This window comes from Labrys sp. 22185 (assembly GCF_052045555.1).
GTDB lineage: Bacteria > Pseudomonadota > Alphaproteobacteria > Rhizobiales > Labraceae > Labrys > Labrys neptuniae.
The window spans coordinates 691998-713430 of record NZ_JBQEPH010000001.1 but is presented as its reverse complement, the minus strand read 5'-3'; the positions used below and the strand labels follow the sequence as shown (position 1 = coordinate 713430).

16 protein-coding genes are annotated in these 21433 nt (G+C 65.1%); 2 read left to right on the top strand and 14 right to left on the bottom strand.

Annotated elements, in window-relative coordinates; genetic code table 11:
* Positions 1 to 54: 54 nt before the first annotated feature.
* A complete protein-coding gene (locus ACTJKX_RS03355) occupies positions 55 to 1344 on the top strand; it encodes a glycerate kinase type-2 family protein (RefSeq protein ID WP_415082815.1) in 1290 nt (429 codons plus the stop codon).
* Positions 1345 to 1500: 156 nt separating this feature from the next.
* Positions 1501 to 3360, top strand: a complete 1860-nt coding sequence (locus ACTJKX_RS03350) for an ABC transporter ATP-binding protein (RefSeq protein ID WP_394309936.1) — start codon at positions 1501 to 1503, stop codon at positions 3358 to 3360.
* A 234-nt stretch (positions 3361 to 3594) separates the two neighbouring features.
* Here ACTJKX_RS03350 and ACTJKX_RS03345 read toward each other — a convergent pair whose 3' ends face one another.
* The 14 genes from ACTJKX_RS03345 to ACTJKX_RS03280 form a co-directional block, all read right to left on the bottom strand.
* Entirely contained in the window at positions 3595 to 5844 is a 2250-nt protein-coding gene (locus tag ACTJKX_RS03345; protein ID WP_440724368.1) for an MGH1-like glycoside hydrolase domain-containing protein, read from the bottom strand.
* 2 nt (positions 5845 to 5846) lie between these two features.
* Positions 5847 to 6902, bottom strand: a complete 1056-nt coding sequence (locus tag ACTJKX_RS03340) for an ABC transporter ATP-binding protein (protein WP_440724367.1) — start codon at positions 6900 to 6902, stop codon at positions 5847 to 5849.
* Entirely contained in the window at positions 6889 to 7668 is a 780-nt protein-coding gene (locus ACTJKX_RS03335) for an ABC transporter permease (RefSeq protein WP_149254489.1), read from the bottom strand. Before ACTJKX_RS03335 ends, ACTJKX_RS03340 begins: the two co-directional genes overlap by 14 nt.
* A gap of 9 nt (positions 7669 to 7677) precedes the next feature.
* A complete protein-coding gene (locus ACTJKX_RS03330; RefSeq protein ID WP_311933884.1) occupies positions 7678 to 8445 on the bottom strand; it encodes an ABC transporter permease in 768 nt (255 codons plus the stop codon).
* 408 nt (positions 8446 to 8853) lie between these two features.
* Positions 8854 to 9918 (bottom strand): ABC transporter substrate-binding protein, encoded by a 1065-nt coding sequence (locus ACTJKX_RS03325; RefSeq protein ID WP_311933233.1) that lies wholly within the window; start codon positions 9916 to 9918, stop codon positions 8854 to 8856.
* Between the two features lie 87 nt (positions 9919 to 10005).
* Positions 10006 to 10977: a PfkB family carbohydrate kinase gene (locus ACTJKX_RS03320; protein WP_440724366.1), complete on the bottom strand. Its 972-nt coding sequence runs from the start codon at positions 10975 to 10977 to the stop codon at positions 10006 to 10008.
* On the bottom strand, positions 10974 to 12020 hold the full coding sequence (locus tag ACTJKX_RS03315; RefSeq protein ID WP_440724365.1) for an ADP-ribosylglycohydrolase family protein: 1047 nt from the start codon (positions 12018 to 12020) through the stop codon (positions 10974 to 10976). Before ACTJKX_RS03315 ends, ACTJKX_RS03320 begins: the two co-directional genes overlap by 4 nt.
* Positions 12021 to 12523: 503 nt before the next feature.
* Positions 12524 to 13627 carry an autoinducer 2 ABC transporter substrate-binding protein gene (locus tag ACTJKX_RS03310; RefSeq protein ID WP_311933236.1) on the bottom strand — a complete coding sequence of 368 codons (1104 nt, stop codon included), beginning with the start codon at positions 13625 to 13627 and terminating at the stop codon, positions 12524 to 12526.
* 160 nt (positions 13628 to 13787) lie between these two features.
* Entirely contained in the window at positions 13788 to 14759 is a 972-nt protein-coding gene (locus tag ACTJKX_RS03305) for an ABC transporter permease (RefSeq protein ID WP_440724364.1), read from the bottom strand.
* A 9-nt stretch (positions 14760 to 14768) separates the two neighbouring features.
* Positions 14769 to 15764, bottom strand: a complete 996-nt coding sequence (locus ACTJKX_RS03300; RefSeq protein WP_440724363.1) for an ABC transporter permease — start codon at positions 15762 to 15764, stop codon at positions 14769 to 14771.
* Positions 15764 to 17272, bottom strand: a complete 1509-nt coding sequence (locus tag ACTJKX_RS03295) for a sugar ABC transporter ATP-binding protein (protein ID WP_440724362.1) — start codon at positions 17270 to 17272, stop codon at positions 15764 to 15766. The genes ACTJKX_RS03300 and ACTJKX_RS03295 overlap by 1 nt, the downstream gene beginning before the upstream one ends.
* A 388-nt stretch (positions 17273 to 17660) precedes the next feature.
* Positions 17661 to 18443: a DeoR/GlpR family DNA-binding transcription regulator gene (locus tag ACTJKX_RS03290; protein WP_440724361.1), complete on the bottom strand. Its 783-nt coding sequence runs from the start codon at positions 18441 to 18443 to the stop codon at positions 17661 to 17663.
* Between the two features lie 54 nt (positions 18444 to 18497).
* Positions 18498 to 19139, bottom strand: coding sequence for a class GN sortase (locus ACTJKX_RS03285; protein WP_440724360.1), 642 nt, complete (start codon positions 19137 to 19139; stop codon positions 18498 to 18500).
* Positions 19136 to 21391, bottom strand: a complete 2256-nt coding sequence (locus ACTJKX_RS03280; RefSeq protein ID WP_394309951.1) for a marine proteobacterial sortase target protein — start codon at positions 21389 to 21391, stop codon at positions 19136 to 19138. The genes ACTJKX_RS03285 and ACTJKX_RS03280 overlap by 4 nt, the downstream gene beginning before the upstream one ends.
* Positions 21392 to 21433 lie beyond the last annotated feature (42 nt).

Sequence of the window (21433 nt, the reverse complement as noted above, 5' to 3'; positions counted from 1 at the left end):
AAGCATGGAGCGTTTCCTCGAACGCGCCTTGCCTCGAGGGAGCCCGAAGACGCAATGCCTGACCGTGCCGATGCCCGCCGCCAGACTCTCGACGCCATTTTCACGGGGGCGGTCGCCGCGTCCCATCCGGCTACCTTCCTGCCACAGCATCTGCCCGCGCCACCCAGCACAGGGCGTCTAATCCTGCTCGCCGCTGGCAAGGCGGCCGGCAGCATGGCAGAGATCGCCGAAGCCCATTACACCGCCCTCGGCATCCCGGCCGATCGCATCGACGGCGTCGCCGTGGCCCGGCATGGCTATGGCCGCCCGCTCAAGACCCTGCCCATGATCGAGGCCGGCCACCCTGTGCCGGACCAAGGCAGCATCGACGGCGCCGAGCGCGCGCTGGCGCTTGCAACTGCAGCCGGCGAGGATGATCTGGTGCTGGTTCTGCTCTCCGGCGGCGCCTCCGCCAATTGGGTGGCACCCGCCGGTGCACTGACCCTGGACGACAAGCGCGCCATCACCCGCCATCTTCTGCGCTCGGGTGCCGCGATCGGCGAGATCAATGTGCTGCGCAAGCGCCTGTCGCGCATCAAGGGTGGGCGCCTCGCCCAGGCCGCCTATCCCGCGCGCCTGCTCACCCTGGCCGTCTCGGACGTACCGGGCGATGATCCTGCCGTGATCGGCTCCGGCCCCACCGTGCCGGACCCCGTCAGCAATGCCCAGGCCCTTGCCATTGCCGAGCGCTTCAACACGCCTCTCGGTGCGGCCAGGGCCCTCTTCGAGGATGCCGGCAACGAGACACCCAAGCCGGGCGATGCCGTCTTTGCCAACAGCGAGTTTCGCATCGTCGTCACGCCCGGCGACATGATCGCGGCCGCGACCCGCCTTGCCGAGCAGCATGGCTACGAGCCCGTCGTGCTCGGCGCCAATGTCGAGGGCGAAGCCCGACAGGTCGCCGCCGACCAGGCGAGGCAGGCCCGCGCGCTGAAGGCTGCCGGCCGCCGCGCCGCGCTGATCTCCGGCGGAGAGCTGACGGTGACCATCACCGGCAAGGGACGCGGTGGCCCCAACCAGGAATTCAGCCTGGCCCTGGCCCTCGCCCTCGACGGCGAGACCGGCATCAGCGCGCTCGCCGCCGATACGGATGGCACCGATGGCGGCGGCGGCCTCGCCACCGACCCGGCCGGCGCCATCGTCGACGAGACCACGCTCGCCCGTGCCCGCGCGGCGGGAATCGATCCGGCTGCCTATCTCGCCGATAACGACTCGACCGGTTTCTTCGAAGCCATCGGCGATCTCGTCGCCCCCGGCCCGACCTTCACCAATGTCAACGACCTCCGGGTCATCCTGGTGGATTGAGGCGTTTACGGGAAAGGAAGATGCGGACGTGCCGTCCGCATTTTTGAAATATCCGTCCGCCGCCAAGAAGGCTGGCGCGACTCGTAATTTGACCTGAAACTCCTGCTTTGGTGTCGCCGCTAGCGATTCCAGCATTGTTTCAAGGTCATATTTTCGATGTTTGCGCGCTTATTCCGATTTCTCGAAAGCCGCATAGACATATTCGCCGCTTTCGACGAACACGACACGCCGCCCACCGGAGTGTGGCGTTTCATGTGGCATCACCTCAAGCCCGTGAAGGGCTGGCTCGCCGCCATCATGGCGATCGAGCTGGCCTTCAGCGGCGTGGAGGCCGGCATCTATCTGATGGTCGGCTGGTTCGTGGACCTGCTCAACAAGGGCTCGCCGCAGACCCTGCTGCACGACCACGGACTGCTTCTGGCCGGTGCCCTGTTCGTGATTCTGTTCCTGAGGCCGATTCTGTTTTTCGTGACCCAGGCCGTCACCAATCTGATCGTCGTGCCGCCGCTGACCAACCAGATCCGTTGGCGCAACCACATCTACACGCTTGGCCATTCCCTCACCTATTTCCAGAACGACTTTGCCGGGCGCCTGTCGGCACGCGTGATCCAGGCCGGGCAGTCGATCCGCTCGGCGATCATCGCGGTGATCGGCGACCTCTGGTATGCGCTGGTCTTCGCCGGGGTCACCATCGGCTTCTTCGGCTCGGTCGATGCCTGGCTGGTGCTGCCCGTCGTCCTCTGGCTGGCGGCCTATGCTGCACTGCTCTCCTTTTTCGTGCCGCGGGCCCTCAAGCGCTCGGAAGCCAATTCCCTCGGCCGTTCGACCACCACCGGGCGCATCGTCGATTCCTATACCAACATCCTCACCGTGAAGCTGTTCGCCCGCTCCGACCTCGAACGCTCGGCGGTGAAGGAGGCGCTCAAGCGTTGGAACCAGAGCTTCCTGGACCTGATGCGCCTGATCCTCGGCGCCAGTTTCGCGCTGCAGGTGCTCAACAGCCTGCTGCTGGTGGTGATCGCCGGTATGATCCTCCTGCTGTGGAGCCAGGGCAACATGACGGCCGGCGCCGGTGCGGCAGCCCTCACTCTGGTGCTTCGACTGATCCAGCTCTCGGGCTGGCTGATGTATCTGATCCGCGACGTCTTCGAGAATATCGGCGCGGTGCAGGAAAGCATGCTCACCATCGCCAAGCCGCATGACCTGGTCGACGCTCCCGATGCAGCCACGCTTTCGGTGCCGCGCGGAGAAATCGTGTTCGAGCATGTGCGCTTCGGCTATGGCGGAACGCAGCCGGTGTTCACGGATCTTTCGCTTACCATCCACCCCGGCGAGAAGGTCGGCATCGTCGGCCCGTCTGGCGCCGGCAAGTCGACGCTCGTCAACCTGCTGCTGCGCCTCTATGCGATCCAGTCGGGCCGGATCCTGATCGACGGGCAGGACATTGCCGGCGTCAGCCAGGACAGCCTGCGCCGGCAGATCGGTGTGGTGACACAGGACAATTCCCTGCTGCACCGTTCCATCCACGACAACATCGCCTATGGCCGCATGGAAGCGAATCGGGACGCCATCGAGGACGCCGCCCGGCAGGCCGCCGCGCATGACTTCATCGTCACGCTGGGGGATCAGGACGGCCGCGCCGGCTACGAATCGCGCGTGGGCGAGCGCGGCGTGAAGCTCTCGGGCGGACAGCGCCAGCGCATCACCATCGCCCGCGTACTGCTCAAGAATGCCCCGATCCTGGTGCTCGACGAGGCAACCTCCGCCCTCGATTCCGAGGTGGAGGCAACAATCCAGAGCCAGCTTCGCCGCCTGATGCATGACAAGACGGTGCTCGCGATCGCCCATCGCCTCTCGACCATCGCCGAACTCGATCGCCTGATCGTGCTCGATGGCGGCCGTATCGTCGAGCAGGGACGGCATGAGGAGCTTATCGAACGCGACGGCCTCTATGCCAGGCTGTGGCGACGCCAGTCCGGCGGCTTCCTGGCTTTGGAAGACAGTTCGGCTGCCTGAGTAAGCATACAATTTAGTACCTGGGGGTAGGTTCGTGGGTCGAGCGAGAGGATAGGGGACCGTAAAGGCTCGACATTTGTGCCCCCTCGCCCCGCTTGCGGGGAGAGGATTGAGGTGAGGGGCTACACAGAACTCACATTGCTCGCGCAGCGCTGCCCCTCATCCTCACCTTCTCCCCGTAAGAACGGGGCGAAGGGGTGGCCAGCGTCGCATTTCTTGGCCAGAATTAGCAGTCTATGAGCGAGATGCCTTATGCTTCACTCCCGCACGCCACCTCAGCTCAAAATCAGCCGCCTTAGCGCTCGCGGGAAGGTGAATCAGGATGCCGCCCTCCTCCGTGGTTGCGACCGCCTCGCCGTCGAGGCTCGCCCGGGGCTTCATGCCGGCATGGAGATGCGGGAAGCGCAGGAAGCATGCCCGCTCGAGCGGCGGCAGCCGCAATGACAGCATGCCGTCCATCATCGAAAGCTGGGAGATCCGTCCGGCGACATCGGTGTCCAGCACAGTGCGCTCGCCCTGGATCAGACTCAGGCGGCCCTGTGAAATGGCGAGGCGGACCGGCCCCAGTGGGCTTGCGAAGGGTCCCAACTCGCCCTCCCCGCCCGGATTGGCGATTTCCCAGCCATGCCAGGGCGTGACATCGGTCGCGGCGGCAATACCGAGCTTCGCCATCAACGCCCCCCAGCTGTAGAAGCGCTCGGTGTCGGGCTGGTCGAGCGGCTCACCCGTCTCGGCATTGTAGTTTTCAGGGCAGATACGCCGGCTTTCCCAGGCGGAACGGAACAGCGCAAAACTGCGCTGGGCCAGGGCCGAGGCCCTCTCGTCCAGCCCGTAGCGACGCAGCCCGTGATAGACGAGATAGTTGAAAGGCGGCCAGATCCGGCCACGCCAATAGGAATTGTCGCCGAAGGCGGGATCGGCGCGGCTGACGCCGGGAATGACCGGATCGCCGCCGAAGGCCGAGGGATCGTCGAGATGCTGGCATAGCCGGTCGACCTGCGCGGGCGTCGCGGCACCGGCAAGCATGGGATAGAAACTCGTCGGTGCCAGGCTCCTCACGAAGCCGCCGCCGCGCCGGCGATTGGCGAAGATGCCGCGATCGCCGTCCCATAAAGTCTCGCCAATGAGGTCTTTCGTGGCCTCGGAACGAACGGCATGGGCGGCCGCCGCCTCCTCGAGCCCCAGCTCCGCTGCCATCAAGGCGAGCATCTCGGCATCAAGGGCCAGCAGGCTGTTGAGGCCGACATCCCAGAGATCGAGCGTGCGCGTCGCCTTGTCGTAGCGGGCCTCGTCGTGGACCGGCGAATTGTCCATCGCCGATTCATTGCGCGCCCCGAAATGAGTGCCCTTGTAGAGCCCGTCGCCCATATCCGAGGTGCCGAAGGAGGCAAGCCCCGTCCCGCCCGGATCGCGTTCGCGCCACCACCAGGCATGGTTGCGTGCCAGCGTGGCATAGGCGCCCTCGATCAGGTCGCGGGCGCGAAGGCGCAGATAGAGCTGCCAGACCACGAAGCCACCGATGGGGCTCTGGCTGCGATCGACCCAGGCATCGCTGGCCGTGAGCAGGCAGGGCAGATTGCCCTGCGGCGTCGCGCCCGAAAACACGGCGGCGAGATTGTCGCGCGCCAGGCCGGCATCGAGCTCGCCGGCCATCAGGGCGGCATAGAACTGGTCGTTCAGCCAGACGCCAAAGCCGCCGAACTTCCCGAGGTCCCAATTGCGGCTGATGGCGGTGTAGGGGCGCTGGTTGATGCCGTCCCATACCGTGTTCCAGGCAACGACGTCGCGTAGCGCCGCCAAAGCGGCGGCGGGCTCGCCAACCGGTTGGGGCGGCACCATTTCGAGCCGCGCCAGCAGGGCCCGCGCCTGGGCGATGGCGAGATCCTGCCTGTCGGCCATCGCGAGCGCGAAGCGATTGTCGCGCATCATTTCCAGGTTGAAGCGCAGCACGAGGACGGGCGCGGCCTCGGCCCGGGAGCGGGTATGGAAATAGCCGTGCGTTTCGTAGTCCTGCACCGCATCGGCGAGACTAGCATGTCCAGTCACCTGGACAGGCGGCTCCTCGCTGACGAGCGCCGCGAAGCGATGCCCGACACGGATGACGGCAGCGCCCTGCGTTTCGTCGAAACGAACTTCCTCACCGCTGTCCGACGACAGGCAGAGATTGATCCAGAAGCGCAAACCCCATTCGCCGGCCTTGGCCGTCTGCCAGCTGCCGGTGAGGCTGAATGGATCGGGCTTGGCGTAACGCCAGTCGAGGGTGGTTCCGGCGTGGGAGAGTTGGAGCTCCACCAGCGAGGCATCGAGGGCGTGCCGCCCCAACGTGACGGCATCGCCCGGTTCGAACAGGCAGGCCTTGCCCGTGCTGGCTGCGAAGGCAAGCGGCGTGAGCCGAAGGCCGAGCGGCAGGAACACCATTTCGGCCGGCCGCGATGACCAGCTGTTCCAGGCGCGTTCGAGCGGAATATTGACGCTGACCGGCATTATCAGGCCTGCAACAGAACAGTGTTGGCCGGCGACCAGGCCAGCGTGATGGCCTGCCCGGGCGCGACAGCCGAGACCTCCCGATTCTGCGATAGGACCTTGATGTCACTGCCATCAGGCCCTTCGGCGATGAAGGTCGAGACCGCACCGGCATAGATGATCTCGCGTATCCGCGTGGCGAAGACATTATCGCCGCCGGGGTTTTCTCCCGGCGCCAGAAGCCGCATCTTCTCGGGCCGCACCGCCGCCGTGACCTTGCTGCCGGAGCCCGGCAGCCCATCGCTCGTATGGATGACGCCGCCGTCGATCGCGATGCCGTCGCCGGTCATCGTGCCCTCGAAGAAATTGGCGTCTCCCAGGAAGGAGGCGGCAAAACGCGTGCGCGGGCGCTCATAGATATCGAGCGGCGCGCCCTCCTGCACGATGCGCCCGCCATCGAGGATGGCCACCGTGTCCGACAGGGTCAGCGCCTCCTCCTGGTCATGGGTGACGAAAATGGTGGTGAGCCCGCTCTCGCGCTGGATGCGGCGCAGTTCGATCTGCATGTCCTGGCGCAGGCGCCGGTCGAGTGCGGACAGGGGTTCGTCCAGGAGCAGAACCTTCGGCTTGGTCACGATGGCACGGGCCAGCGCCACGCGCTGCTGCTGCCCGCCGGAAAGCTGCTTGGGCTTGCGCTGCTCGAAGCCGGTGAGATGCACCATCTCCAGTACCCGCGCCACCTCCTTGCGCGCCGCCTCGCCGCGAATGCCCTGGCGATTGAGCCCGAAGATGACATTGTCGAACACGCTCATATGTGGGAACAGTGCATAGGACTGGAACACCATGCCGACCTTGCGCTGCCACAGGGCCACCCCCGTGACGTCCTCGCCCCCGAACAGGATGCGCCCCTCATCCGGATCGACGAAGCCGCCGATGATGCGCAGCAGCGTGGTCTTGCCGGAGCCCGAGGGGCCGAGCAGGCTGGTGAACTCGCCCGCCTTGAAGGCGGTGCTCACCTTGTCGAGCACCCGCAAGGATCCGTAGCCCTTGCTGATCGAAGCGACTTCAACGCCGATCACGACTGCCTCCCAGATTGGACAATTGGGCGAAGATCAGCACGAGAACGGCCGAGACGCCGAGGAAGATGGCGGAGATCGCATTGATCTCCGGCGTGAAGCCCTTGCGGATCGAGGTGTAGATCTCGACCGGCAAGGTGGAGACGCCCGGCGTCGCCAGGAAATAGGAGACCACGAACTGGTCGAGCGAAACCGCAAAGGCGAATAGCAGGGCCGCGATGATGCTCGGTGCCAGCAAGGGCAGCGTCACCGCAAAGAAGGCATGGATTGGCGTCGAGCCCAGACTCATCGCCGCCTCCTCGAGATCGGCCCGCAATGTCTGCATGCCGGTGCCGACGATCAGCACGACATAGGGGATGGCCAAAGCGACATGGCCGATCAGCATGGCATGCAGGCCGCGCCCGATGCCCGTCCAGAAGAAGAACACCAGCATGGCGGTGCCGGTGATCAGCCAGGGAATGGCGATCGGCGGCAGCAGCAGCACCTTGAGCAGCGACTGCCCCCGGAAGGTGCGGCGGTTGAGGGCAAGCGAGGCCAGGGTACCGACAGCCGTCGCGATGACCGAAGTCGCCAACGCGATCATCAGGCTATTGTAGGTGGCCGAGAGCAGCGGCCCGTTCTCGGCGAGGACGCCGAACCAGTGGAAGGTCGGCTCGATCGGCAGGGTGTAGAGGGGTGAGGCGTTGAAGGCCATCGCCACCATCACCGCGATGGGCAGATAGAGGAAGACCAAAGTGGCGGCGAGGAAGGTGCGCCCGAGTGCAATCATGGCGCCCTCCTACGGCGTCGCGGCGCGGCCGGATAGCACGCGCGAGGAGACGGCGAAGATCGCGAGCACCACCGCCAGCATGGTGAAGGACAGGGCCGCGCCCAGCGGCCAGTTGAAAGCCGCGGTGAACTGGTCCTCGATCACCGTGCCCATGGTGACGCCGATGCGTCCGCCCAGGATGCGCGGCTCCATGAAGCTGCCGATCACCGGCACGAAGATCAGGATCGATCCGGAAATCAGGCCGGGCATGCAGAGCGGCAACAGGATCTTCCAGAACACCACCGGCGTGCGGGCACCGAGACTGCGCGCCGCCTCGATGGTCGAATCCTCGATCGCCGTGGCGGAGAGGTAGCAGGTCAGGATCATATAGGGCAGGTAGGCATGGACCAGGCCGATGATGATGGCCGGAAAGCTGTAGAGCAGCGACACCGACGGCGCGGCCGGCACGATCCAGTGCAGGGCATAATCGAGGATGCCCCCTTCCCTCAGCACCATGGTCCAGGAGAACACGCGCACGAGGCCGTTGGTCCAGAAGGGCAGGATGATGAGGAGAAACAGGATGTGCCTGGAGCGCCCGGCCGTCGCCCGCGCCAGGGCGATCGCGGCGGGAAGGCCGATCAGCGCGCACAGGCCCGTGGTCCACAGCCCGATCTGGATCGAGGTCCAGGCGACGTTGAACAGATAGGGCCGCTTGATGAAGGCGAGGTAGTTGTCGACGGTGTAGACCAGTGCCCGCCCCGGAACCGGCGAGCTCTTCAGGAAGCTGAAGAACAGCATGGCGCAAAGCGGCAGGAAGACGGCCAGCAGCAGCCAGCCATAGGCCGGCGTCAACAGGGCCGCCGTGGCCCAGCCCTGCCCCAGGCGCCTGCGGGGGCCTGACTTGCCGCCATCGGCTTTCGACACGATCTCCACTCGTCCCTCCCCTTGTCGCCGGCATCGCTCAGCCTGAAAGCGGCGATGCAGCAAGCGCCATGGACCCTTCCTGCGATTGCAAGACGGTAGCGAACGGCCCTTGTCCGATGTGACAAGGGCCTGCCGATCTGATTCACGCCAAGCCGCCAAACCCTTGACGTGAAAGTCTTTTCCACGAGGTTCCCGGCGGAACGAGGCCCGCCGCAACCCTGCGGAACTGATTCATTCGGACTGGCTACTTCCTTGAATCAGCGTCGCTTTCTTGAAGCCCTGCTATTTGGCGTAGAAGGCCTTCACTTCTTCCCACAGGTCGTTGAAGGCCTGGCGGCGATCATCCGGCAGGGCGGCCATGAAGGTGAGCTTCGGCAGGTAGTCGGCCTTGTGGATCTGCCGGTTGAGATCATCGGCCGGCAGCTTGTTCATGGCTCCCTCATTGGCGGAAGCCGGTGCGCCCGCTTCCTTCGCCCAGGTCAGGTAGAAGGTGGGGTCGATCATGTAGTTGAGGAATTTGAGCGCATCCTCTTTCTTGGTGCTCGACGTCGGCACAGCCAGGCTGTCGAGCCAGCCGATCGCCCCTTCCTTGGGCACGATGAATTCCACCGGCAATTTGTGCTGGCGGATGGAGCGCACCGCCGCGCCGGACCAGTAGACGGAGATGTCGAAGGAATTGGCGGCGAAGGCCTTGTTCCATTCGTCCTCGCTGGACCACATCAGCTTGACGTTCGGCTTCATCGCCTTGAGCACCTCGGTGATCTTGGCGAGGTCCTTGGGATCGTTGGCATCCTGGCCGGTCAGCAGGGCGCCGATGCCGACCGAGGTGACCGCATCGTCGAACAAGGCCAGCTTGCCGGCATATTTGGGGTCGGAGAAGATCGTCCAGCTGTCGGCGCTGATGCCCTGGCGCACAGCGAGGGAATTCATGCCCCAGAGCCAGGCCAGACCATAGGTCTTGCCGTCGGCCTTGAGATTGGCGTGATCCTTCAGCGCCGGCGCCAGGTCCTTGGCATTGGCGATGGTGGCGAGATCGACCGGATCGATCAGGCCTTCGGCCTGTGCCTGCTGGGTGCGGGCGCTGTTGATCAGCACCACGTCATAGGCACCCGGATTGGTGCGCAGCTTGGTCAGCATCTCCGGTTCGGAGTTGAAATAGTCATGCTTGACCGTGATGCCGGTCTGCTCGGCGAAAGCCTTGAGCGCGAAGGCCTCGTCGGTGCCGTAGCCCTTCCAGTTGAGCACGGTGATTTCCTTGGCCTGGGCGGAACCCGGGCGCGCCCACAAGCCGGCGACGGCCGCGGCTCCCAGGGCGGTAAAATGGCGGCGCGTGATCCGATATGTCATCTTTCCAATTCCCTTCGTCGATGGCGACATGCTGCTCTCGATTTTCTTATCATTGGTTGGGCGTTCGTGCCTGCGGGGGCATCCACCCTATCTTGTTGTTGTCCTCTCGGCCTCCTGTTCGGCCAGGAAGGCGTTCAGTTCGTCCGTATGGGGCGCGGTTGCCGGCCCCTTGCGGGTGACGGCAAGGGCAGCGGCGGCATTGGCGCGCTTCGCGGCCTCGGCTGCGGGATAGCCGGCCGCGAGCGCGGCGAGGAACACGCCGGTATGGGCATCTCCCGCTCCGGTGGCGTCGACCATGCGTACGGACGGTGCCGGAACCTGCAGGCCGGGCTCGCCGATGTCGCCCCCAAGCAGGAAGCACCCGGCCGGGCCATCCCTCAGGATCACCAGGGCGCCCGTCGACAGGCGATCGCGAACCCGCCTCGCCGCCTCCGTCCTATCGTCGCTTCCGGTGAGCAGACCGGCCTCGCGCCGGTTCAGGGTCAAGATATCGGCCCGTGCCAGCACCGCGGCGATGATGTCGGCTGGAATATCGGCGACCAGGGGACCGGGATCGATCATCACGGTGACGCTCACCGGCAAGCCGCCGATCCAATCGGCGATCACGGAGCCGAGCTGCGGGTAGCAGAGGTCATAGCCCGAAGCGAACAGGGCGTCGGCTGGACCCAGCTGCAGGGCGGAGAGCGGTTCTTGCCCCGGCCGCGCCTCGACGCCAGGGCTGGTGACGAAGGTGCGCTCGCCGTCCGGCTCGACCATCACGATGCAAAAGCCGCTGTCGCCATCAGCGCTCATCGGCATCAGTGCCTCGATGCCTTCGGCTGCCAGTTCGGCACGAATACGCTCGCCATAGGGACCATCGCCGTGCTGGCCGGCAAAGGCGGCCTTGAGCCCGTTGCGGGAAGCCGCCGTGAGGATGTTGAAGCCGCCTCCCGCGCTGATCGTCGCCTCGGACCCCAGCACGTCGCCGCCGCGCTGCGGCAAGCAGGGTACGTCGAGGCGGACATCGGCCAGGATGCTGCCCACGGACAGGAGACGAGTGGGAGGCGGCCTGGTGCTCATGCCGTCGCGGGCCCTTTCCCGGTGGGCGGCAGGATCGATGCCCTGCCTCGCAGCGCCAGCAGGCGATCCGCCAGGCCGACAAGATCGAGATCCGGATTGGCGGCTTCCAGGGCAGAGATCACCGGGGCCGGAAAGCCTTCGACGCCGTGGCAGGCGCCGGCGACTGCGCCGGCGATGGCGGCGACGGTATCGCAATCGCCACCCAGGCTCGCCGAAAGGCGGCAGATACGCCAGGGATCTTCGGGCGCCAGCGAGATGATGGCCATCGCCGCCGGCACGGCCTCCTGGGTGGCCACGCCGGTTCCGACGATGTCATAGATGAGCTTGAGGGCCTCGGCCTCGCCCTTGCCTCGTACCAGTTCGATCGCCCAGCGGATCCGCGCGGCGATATCGCCGCCGGCGAAATAGAAGCCGCGTTTCGCCCCATGCCGTGCACCCTCCACGGCGGCCTGCAGCGCCTCGTCGATGCTTGCGCCGTCGACAGCCGCGCTGACGGCGGCGGCAACGGCCGAGGCGCCGGCAAGGCCGATGGTGGTGTTGTGGGTGACATGGCCGGATTGGAAGACCGCATCGACCAGCGCCTCGACGGGACGCGCGGGGAAGACGATGCCGACCGGGGCAACGCGCATGGCCGCACCATTGGTCGCGCCGGTGCGCCCGGTCTCATCCGTCGGCATGCCTTCGGCGATCAGTGTCAGCGCCTTGCGGGTGGAGGGGCCGAGGAGATCGGCAGAGCCCGCCGCGATCATGCGGGTTTCCCAGGCCAGAAGTTCGTCGGCGAAACGCCTGGGATCGACATAGCCTTTACCCTCGACCAGGAGTTCGCCGAGGATGACGGCCTGGTCGGTATCGTCGGTCACCCGACCCGCCGGCATGCCACGGCTGATCGGGTTGTCGTCGGGCGCCGGTTCGAAGCGCTCGAGGATGCCGTAGCGTGCCGAGACGACGGAGCGCGGCATATATTGCGTGGGCATACCCAGGGCATCGCCGATCGCCAGGCCGACCAGCGCCCCCCGGGCTCGGCTTTGAGCGGAAACAGCCATGGTTGCCCTTTCGAGGAAGTGCCAAAAATTCGTTTGTGTACAAACGATCTTCCCGTGCAATTCGCCCCCTGTCAAGGGGCATCCGATCAGAGCGTTTTGCGATTTGGCGGTTACGCCAAGAATCGCAAAACGCGTCGAACCAAAGAGCTAGAGCAAACAAGCGTCTCCGTCTCAACGCGCTTTGCTCTAGGTAGCCGGATACTGCTTTCTCCACACCGATTCCGGATCGGCGTCAAAGGAAAAGCCGGGATTTCTCCCGGCCTTCTGCTTGTTTGAACACTGGGCGACAATCCGATTCGGGAAAGACGCCTACAGCGTTGATGCGGTTCACATAAGTGCCTTCGAGATTGCACAACCTTTGTCATTGCCGGGCTTGACCCGGCAATCCAGCTTCCTGGTCGGCAACACGCGGCTCCTGGATAGCCGGGTCAAGCCCGGCTATGACAAAATGGGGCGTTTTCTCCCCCACGTGAACTGCTTTGGCTTACAGCCTTGATCCTTCGTCAGAAATCGAACTTGTCGATGTTCTCTTTCGTGAAGACGAAGGGCGAGCCAAGCAGGACTTCCGAACCGTTGATCACGTTGAGCTCGCCGAGCTTGCCGGCCTTGACCTTGGTGTCGCCGGGCTTGAGCGAACCATCGGCCGTGGCGCGCAGGACCTGCATGGCGGCATAGCCGAGATCGACCGGATTCCACAGCACCACGGATTTCACGCAATCCTTGGCGACATAGGGCTTCATGGCATTGGGCGTGGCCAGCCCGATCACCGCCACCTTGCCGCACTGGCCGGCCTGGGTCACCGCCTCGGCCGAAGCGGGCGTGGCGACGCTGGTCATGCCGAAGATGCCCTTGAGATCCGAGCCATATTTGTTGATCAGCGTGGTAGCCTGCGAGAAGGACAGCGCATTGTCCTCCTGCGCTTCCACCGTCTCCAGGAGCTTCAGCTTGGGATGGCATTTGGCGGCATAGGCTGCCATCTCGGCGATCCAGCGAGCCTGGTTGGGCGTGGTGAAGGTGGAGGTGACGATGGCAACGCCCGCATCCTCGCCGCTCTCCTTGACCATGTTGTCGACCATGGCCTTGGCGATGCCGTTGAACTCGGCCTGGTTCACGAACCACTGGCGGGAATCCGGGGTGGAATTGGCGTCATAGCCGACGACGTTGATGCCCTTGGACAGCGCCTTCTTCAGCACGGGTGCGATCGCGACCGGATCGTTGGCGGCATAGAGAATGCCGTCGACGCCGGAGGTGATGTAGTTGTCGATGAAGGTGATCTGCTCGTCGATATTGGCCTTGGTCGGGCCGTCGGTCTTGGCATCGACGTTGCCGAGTTCCTTGGCCGCATCGGCGATGCCCTTGGAGGTGGCGTTGAAATAGCCGATGCCGATGAGCTTGGGCACGTCGACCACCTTGATCGGCTTGCCCTTGCGGTCGGGTGCGCCGGTGACGGCACCGCCGTCATAGGGCTTGCTGGTCGCGCTGGCCGGCGTGGCGTCGCAGGCGAGCGGATTGGTGGGCAGGTCGTCGCCGCCGGTCCAGGCCGAGGCGGCATGCGCCAGGCCCACCAGGGACACGCTCAGGGCGAGAGCCAGGGATATACGGATCATGGTCTTCCTCCACAGTTCGCCGGTCTTGTACCGGCTGCCATTGCCGTCCCCGCTGCCGGAGAAACCGATTCCGCAACGAGGGCCAGATCGTTGAAATTGAACGCCTTACGCCAAAACATCCCCTTCGAGCGGGAGCACTGCCCCCGCCGAAAGATCTTCGTCATGCCGGCCGCCTGCGGCCGGCGATGCGGCTCAGCAGGGGAACCAGGTTGCTGAGCAGCACGGTGAGGATCAGGGCCGTACCGATCAGGATGATGGTGCTGTCACCCTTGTAGCCCTGCAGCAGCAGGCCGTTCTTCAAAGCCTGCATCAGAGCAAGGCCGAGCACGGTGCCGATGATGGTGCCGCGCCCGCCGAAGATGCTGGTGCCCCCCAGCACCACCGCCGTGATGGCATCGAGCTCCCAGCCCGACCCCATGTCCGAGCGCGTGGTGGTGACGCGGGAGACGAAAATCACGCCGGCCAGCGAAGCACACAGGCCCGAGGCGCCGTAGATCAGGATCTTGGTGCGGTCGACCGCGATGCCCGAGAAGCGCGCGGCAATCTCGTTGGAGCCGATCGCATAGGTAGCACGGCCGAACACGGTCAGGCCAAGCACGCAGGCCGCCACGATCGCCGCCAGCACGAGCAGCCAGACCTGCACCGGCACGTCGAGCACCTGCCCCTGCCCCAGCACCAGGAACCAGTCGGGATAGCCGCGCACGGACCGGGCCTGGCTGATGCCCTCCGCCAGGCCGCGATAGAGGGCGAGCGTGGCCAGTGTGGCAATCAGGGGCGGCACCTTGAAGCGGGTGATGATCAGCCCATTGACGACGCCGCACAACGTGCCGAGCGCCAGAGCCAGCACGATGGCGACCGGCAGCGGCAGGCCGAGATTCTGCCAGAGCACGCCGAGCACGATGGCGACCACGCCGACGATCGAGCCGACGGAGAGGTCGATGCCGCCGGTGACGATGACGAAGGTCATCGCCAAGGCAATCAGGCCGATCTCCGTCATCAGCCGGGCCTGGTTGAGGAGGTTGTCGACGGTGAGGAACCTGTCGGAGGATTGCGCCAGGAAGACGAGCACGACCACCAGCAGTAAAGCCAGGATGGCCTCGTGGCGGAGCAGAAGCGAGCGCCAGTTCATCATGCCCTCCCCTCAAACCATGCGATGGCGGCGGACCATGTCCACCAGCACCGTGACGAGGATGAGTACGCCGACGATCGCCTGCTTCCAGAACACCAGCACGTTGGAATAGGGCATGAAGGTCAAAGCCGAGGTGATGGTGGCGAACAGCATGGCCGCCAGGGTCGAGCCGATCACCGTGCCGGTGCCGCCGAGGATGGAGACGCCGCCGATCACGGCGGCGGTGATGACGGTGAGCTCGAGACCGGGCGGCACGGTCGACTGGATCACCTGCAGCTGCGTGGCGAAGAGCAGTGCCGCCAGACCCGCGAAGAAGCCGTGAATGGCGAAGACCGCAACGGTCACCGGCTTGGCGGGAATGCCGGCTGCGCGGGCGGCTTCGGGATTGCCGCCGACCGCATAAATCGAACGCCCGAAGGCCGAATAGCGCATCCAGAAGGCGACGGCCGCCGTCAGCACCACCATGATGACGATGGGCGAGCGCACGCCGAACCAGCTCATCTGCGCGATCAGGAAGTCGGGCGGCAGATTGTTGATCCAGTTGCCGCTGGTCGCCAGGATCAGCCCGCCCTTGAGGATCGAGAGCATGCCGAGCGTGACCACGATGGAGGGGATGCTGGCATAGGCGACCAGCAGGCCGACAAAGGCATTGATGGCGATGCCCACCAGCACCGGCACCAGCCAGGCGATCCACACGGGATAGCCCTTGGTCGCCAGCGTGCCGGCGATGGTGGCGAGCACGCCGATCAGCGAGCCGATGGAAACATCGATGTGGCCGGAGATGATCACCATGGCCATGCCGATGGCGGCCACGGCGATATAGGCATTGCCGGCGAAGATGGCGTTCAGGTTGCTGGCGCCGAGAAAGCGCGGATTGTAGAGGCCGATGGCTGCGATCAGCACAACGAGCGCGCCGAGCACCACCATCTCCTGTCCGAGCCCGCCAAAGAGGCGCGCCAGGGGGCTACGCGAGGGCACGAGGGCGGAAGAGGATGCAGTTTCGCCCATCAGGCGGCTCCCTGCAGGGGTTGGGCATTGGTCATGGCGGCGCCGACGGCATCGGGCGTCGCCCGGGCACGGTCGAATTCGGCAACGATGCGCCCGCCATTGATGACGAGGACGCGATCGCTCATGCCGAGCACCTCCGGCAGTTCGCTCGATATCATCAGGATGGCGACGCCCTGCTGCACCAGCCGCCCCATCAGCGCATAGATCTCGGCCTTGGCGCCGACATCGATGCCACGGGTCGGCTCGTCCATGATCAGGATACGCGGATTGGCCTCCAGCCACTTGGCCAGCACGACCTTCTGCTGGTTGCCGCCGGAGAGCTGGCCGACGACCTGCTCGGGGCCGCGGGTGCGGATGCCCAGGCGCTTGATCGCCTCGACCGAACGGCGAACTTCGTCGCCGAAACGGATGGCGAAGCCGTTCGACATCTTGTCGAGTACCGCCATCGAGACGTTCTCCCGGATGGTCATCGGCCGCACCAGGCCCTGGGAGCCGCGATCCTCGGGCACATAGGCGATACCAAGGTCGCGCGCCTTGCGCGGGCCGTCGATCACCACCTTGCTGCCATCGACCAGAATCTCGCCGGCGCCGGCCGGCGTGATGCCGAAGATGGTCAGCGCCAGTTCCGTGCGCCCTGAGCCGATCAGGCCGGCGAGGCCCAGGATCTCGCCGGCCCTGAGGCTCAGCGAGACGTTCTGCACCTTGCGGCCGTAGCTGACGTCGCGCAGTTCGAGCGCGACCTCGCCGAACGAGGCCTCCACTTTCGGGAAGAGCTGCTCGATCGAACGACCAACCATCATCGAGACGAGCGAGGCCTCGGTCACCTCGGAAATGTCGCGCGTACCGATATAGCTGCCGTCGCGCAGCACCGTGACCCGGTCCGCCAGCTCGAAGATCTCGGGCATGCGGTGGGAAACGTAGATGATTGCGACGCCGCGCTCGCGCAGCTTCTTGACCACGCTCATCAGGCGGCGGACGTCGGCCTCGACCAACGCGGCCGTCGGCTCGTCCATGATCAGCAGGCGGGCGTCCTGCGACAGCGCCTTGGCGATCTCGACCCGCTGGCGATTGGCCACGGAGAGGGTACCGACCTTGGCATCCACGTCGAGATCATGGCTGTCGAGGGAATCCAGGAGCTGCCGTGCCCTGAAGCGCATCGCGCTCCAATCCAGCCCGCCCCACTTTTGACGGGGGGCATTGCCCAGAAAAATGTTCTCCGCCACCGTCAATTCCGGGAACAGCAGCAATTCCTGATAGACGGTGGCGACACCATGGCGGCGCGCGTGGCGCGGAGAGGTGAAACGGACAATCTCGCCGCCGACCGTCAGCGTGCCCGTATCCGGCTGGTGCACGCCGGCGATCACCTTGATCAGGGTCGACTTGCCGGCGCCGTTCTCGCCGAGCAGGGCATGGACCTCGCCCGGGCGCACGTCGAAATTGACGTCGCGCAGCACCTTCACCCCGGAAAAGGATTTGGAGATGTCGCGGAGGCTGACGACGGCTGTCATGGCGCCCTCCGAACGACGGCCGCCCTGGAGCGACCCAGGCGTGATCGAAAGGCTTGCCCGGTGGTGATCGCCATCCGGCCGACCCACGTCTCCCCCATGTCAGCGCCTTTCCTCACGCTTTTTTGTAAGACATATCGCCCAACTAGATCAAAAATCATCTTTCAGCAAGCGGGATACAGCATCATGTGCAATAATTAACTCACGCATGATCTAGAATCGTCACTCTCGCAATAGCCGGATTTCAGAGAGAGACTAGCATTATCCGTTATATTTCAATATTTGGAGGCACCTCGGCAACGGGGCGGCGCCGCCTGGCGTCGCCAACACATGCAAAGGCCTGAGCGCCAATTCGATTGATCTTAATCATAAAGACCAGGACGCGGTCACGTCAGACCGCATCGGGCGAGAGAGAAACGATCCGGATCGTGATGCCGGCATTCTCGAGCATCTTGGCATCCCGATCCGACAAGCCATCATCGGTGATAAGCACGCCCACCCGGGAAAGCGGCAAGGCGACGCTGCGCGCACGGATGGCAAATTTCCGGCTGTCCGCCAGCACGACGACCTGATCGGCATTGGCGCTGAGATCGATGATGGTACGCACCAGCAGGGGATGGGATTCCAATAGCCCATCCCGTCCGATGCCCTGGGCACCGAGAAAGAACTTCGATGCATAGAACGGCGGCGCCGGCGCCGTGGGATGGATGATGCCGGGCTCGCGGTGCAATTCGCCTCCCGCAACCGTCAGGCTGCAGCTGCCGCGGTCGCTGAGAAAGGCGATCAGGGGCATGGAATTAGTATAGAGGCGCACATTGCGATGCGCGAGCTTCGCGCCGAGATAGAAACAGGTGGAGCCGCCATGGATGATGATGGAATCGCCATCGCGCACCAGCGTCGCCGCTTCCTCCGCGATCGCCTGCTTGGCTTCCACGGCGAGATCGCGATTTTCGTCATAAGGCTTGGCCGCATGACGGCCGGGCGCGGCCGACCCGTCGAGCGCCGCGATACCGCCATAGACCTTCTGGGCCTTGCCGGACTGGTCGAGCTTGTCGATATCCCGGCGGATGGTGGCAGCCGACACGCCCAATTGCCCCTGCAGGTCACGCACAGTGAGGAAGGGACGCTTGCCCAGAACCTCGATGATCCGGTTCTGACGGTTCAGTTCGCTCAAGGCTCGCTCCCATTGGACGTTTCGTGAGCAAACTAGATCATGGCGAACGCAGCTTCAATCGATCTTCCTCATACCTTCCTGCACCATCTCGGCGTAAACGAGATAACGCAGGGGGCCGCTGGCGACGGCATTGAACGGCCAGCAGGTTGCCAATACGAGGTGGCGGCCGGGCGCAGCGGGGTCGATGCCCGAACCATCCCAGCGGCGTATGTCGTGGCCGGTGACACGATAGCGAGCCGTGATGCCTTCGCGGTTGGTGATCTTGATCTCGTCGCCAAGCCGCATTTCGCCGAGGAAGGCGAAATGGGTATCGCGATGGGCGGCATAGACAGCGGTGCCCTCCTCCCCGGCCGCCGGCGTACCGGCGACATGAGCCGGCCCGAACGCCAAGGCCTGTCCGCTTGCTCCCTCCAATGCCACCGCGCTCTTGCCGAGGCGAGGTACCTCGATGCGGGCGGCCGGATAGGTATCCAGCCAGGACCAGGGCTTGACGATCGCGCCGCTGGCGACGGACTGGTCGAAGGCCCGGTCGAGCAGGATCTGGGCCAGGAAGGCCTTGGCGTGGATCCACGCCCCCTGCCCGGCCAGGACCAAGCCGGCGCAGAACAACCCACCCACGACCAGCATCCGCAGCTTGGCTGGCAAGGAAGCTCCCGCCGCTGCGGGCGGGAGCCTTTCGAGTTTGAGCGCGATCATGCCACAGCCCTACGCCGGCGGGTGAGGAAGCCGAAGCCAAGGCCGCCGGCGAGCAGCAGGCCGCCGATGATCAGGCGCAGTTCGGCGTCGGTGGCGGTCTGCGGCAGGCTGATCGCGCGCGAGGCATCGATCGTCTGCACCTTCCTGCCATCGAGATCGAGCAGGGCCTGGCGCTGCTCGCGGTCTGCAACCGTCTCGCCCTTGATGCCGAACACCTTGTCGAAGTCCCAGCCGGCCGGCAGGTTGAGCGGCACGTCGGAACGGGACAGGCGCACGCCGCGGGGGCGGACCGGGGTCTTGTCCACCGCCACCAGGCTGGTGAGGCGGGTGACGAGGTGATGATCGAGGGCGAGCGCCAGGATGCGCTTGTCGGCATCCTCGCGGCTGATCTGGCGCAGCGTCTGCGCCACTTCGGTGTCGTCGATCTTGCGGCGCGCCCACAGCTTGGAGATGCCGGCTCCCTCGGCGGCGCCGGCAACCGGCAGCGAGATGGACCAGCCCTTGCCGTCAATGAGGCCGCGCACCTCAACATTGCCCGCGAGTTGCTTGACTTTGGCCGCCAGCACCAGGGTCTCGCCATGATAGAGGTCGGGCAGGATGCGCGGCGTCACGTCAGCCGAACCGGCCGAGATGGCGACGTCGACATTGGTCATCGCCGGGCTTTCCAGCTTGTCGACCAGTTGCTTCATGCGCTCCTGCACCTGCTCGACCGAGCCGATCTGCATGAAGGCGCCGCCGCCGAGCTCAGCCGCGCGGGTCATCAGGTAGGCATTCGGCGCCGAGCCGATACCGACCATGAAGACACGGGAGCGACCGCGATGCGAGGCGATGGCATCGAACAGTTCCTGCTCGTTGTCGATGCCGCCGTCGGTGATGAACACCACTTGGCGCAGGAAGCCCTTTTTGTCGGCATGGTCGTCCTTGAGGGCCTCCAGCATGGGGGCAACCATCATGGTGCCGCCATTGGCCTGGAGCCGCGAGACATAGTCCTGGGCCCGCGCAATGTTCTCGGGCGTGGCCTGCAGTGTGCCACCGAAGAGATTGGTGAAGGTGTCGTCGAAGCGGATGACGTTGAAGCGGTCCGATGGTGTCAGGCGGCCGAGAGCATAGGCAAGGCTTGCCCGGGCCTGCTCGATCGAGGTGCCGCCCATCGAGCCGGAATTGTCGATCACGAAGGTGACGTCACGTGGACGCTGGTCGGCTTGCGCGCTCCTGAGGCTGGGCGGCGTGACATAGGCAATCAGATAATCGTCACTGCCGACCTTTTCACGGAACAGGCCGACGCCCGGCGTCTGGCTGGGCTGGGCAGACCAGGTCAATTCGAAATCTCGGTCAGCCGGCACCGATCCCGAGGCCAGTTCGATATGGCGGGCCTGGGGGCCCTTGTCGGTGATCTTAATGGGATGAAAGGCACTCTTCACGTCGCCCAGCGCAAAGCCGGCGTCGAGATCGATGCGGATCTGCACGGGATTGACCGGCGCATTCTCGCGCGGATCGAGAACGGGCGCCTGCGGCACCTGGCTCGAGGCCGGAGCCGGCGTGACGGCGCCCCAGCCCGACTTGTCCTGGAAGGTCACGGTCTGAGCGGAGCCGGCGCCGATCCCGCTCGGCGAGAAGCGCGGCGCCACCACCAGCGGCACGCGGAGGGAGAAGGTGTTGTCGGCCTGACGCACCGGTTCCTGATATTCGATCTGGATCACCACCGTGTCCCCGGGGCCGATATTGGCGATCGAGTTCATGAACATGTTCGGCCGTTGCTGCTCGACCAGCGCCGCCTTCTTGCCTTCGGCCTTGGCGCGCTCATAGACGAGCTTGGCCTGCTGCTTTTTCTTGATGTCCGCCACGACGACGCGCTGGCCGATCACCATCTTCATGGTGTCGACTGCGGCACCGTCGGGCAGCGGGAAGACATAGATGCCCTCGACCCAGGATTTGCTCGGATTGTGGAACATCTGGGTCAGCGTGGCGCGGATTGTGGGGCCGCTGACGTTGAGCTGGACATCGGTGGCCGTCCTGACGGCCTCGACATAGCTGCCGGGATCGTCCGTGCGCATGAGCAGGGATCCCGCCTTGACATCGTCGACGGTGATGCGCGGAGCGGCATAGGCGCCCACCACGAAGATGAGGAAGGTTGCAAGGACCAGCACCACCATGAGGAAACGTTCGGCCAACGCAATCAGCGCGGCGCGAGCGATGCCGGAATGAGGGTGCCGTCGTCTGCCGGTTTGGCGGCCGGCAACCGCTTGGTTCATGTGCATGTCGTCCTCGGTTGAACGCTTTCTGGCCTCAGTTGG

Excerpts from the sequence above, each read along its gene's own strand:
- ACTJKX_RS03325 (WP_311933233.1), bottom strand. The coding sequence starts at position 9,918 with ATGACATATCGGATCACGCGCCGCCATTTTACCGCCCTGGGAGCCGCG.
- ACTJKX_RS03300 (WP_440724363.1), bottom strand. The coding sequence starts at position 15,764 with ATGGGCGAAACTGCATCCTCTTCCGCCCTCGTGCCCTCGCGTAGCCCC.
- ACTJKX_RS03320 (WP_440724366.1), bottom strand. The coding sequence starts at position 10,977 with ATGAGCACCAGGCCGCCTCCCACTCGTCTCCTGTCCGTGGGCAGCATC.
- ACTJKX_RS03310 (WP_311933236.1), bottom strand. The coding sequence starts at position 13,627 with ATGATCCGTATATCCCTGGCTCTCGCCCTGAGCGTGTCCCTGGTGGGC.
- ACTJKX_RS03330 (WP_311933884.1), bottom strand. The coding sequence starts at position 8,445 with ATGCTGTTCTTCAGCTTCCTGAAGAGCTCGCCGGTTCCGGGGCGGGCA.
- ACTJKX_RS03295 (WP_440724362.1), bottom strand. The coding sequence starts at position 17,272 with ATGACAGCCGTCGTCAGCCTCCGCGACATCTCCAAATCCTTTTCCGGG.
- ACTJKX_RS03350 (WP_394309936.1), top strand. The coding sequence starts at position 1,501 with ATGTTTGCGCGCTTATTCCGATTTCTCGAAAGCCGCATAGACATATTC.
- ACTJKX_RS03285 (WP_440724360.1), bottom strand. The coding sequence starts at position 19,139 with ATGATCGCGCTCAAACTCGAAAGGCTCCCGCCCGCAGCGGCGGGAGCT.
- ACTJKX_RS03345 (WP_440724368.1), bottom strand. The coding sequence starts at position 5,844 with ATGCCGGTCAGCGTCAATATTCCGCTCGAACGCGCCTGGAACAGCTGG.
- ACTJKX_RS03335 (WP_149254489.1), bottom strand. The coding sequence starts at position 7,668 with ATGATTGCACTCGGGCGCACCTTCCTCGCCGCCACTTTGGTCTTCCTC.
- ACTJKX_RS03305 (WP_440724364.1), bottom strand. The coding sequence starts at position 14,759 with ATGATGAACTGGCGCTCGCTTCTGCTCCGCCACGAGGCCATCCTGGCT.
- ACTJKX_RS03280 (WP_394309951.1), bottom strand. The coding sequence starts at position 21,391 with ATGAACCAAGCGGTTGCCGGCCGCCAAACCGGCAGACGACGGCACCCT.
- ACTJKX_RS03315 (WP_440724365.1), bottom strand. The coding sequence starts at position 12,020 with ATGGCTGTTTCCGCTCAAAGCCGAGCCCGGGGGGCGCTGGTCGGCCTG.
- ACTJKX_RS03355 (WP_415082815.1), top strand. The coding sequence starts at position 55 with ATGCCTGACCGTGCCGATGCCCGCCGCCAGACTCTCGACGCCATTTTC.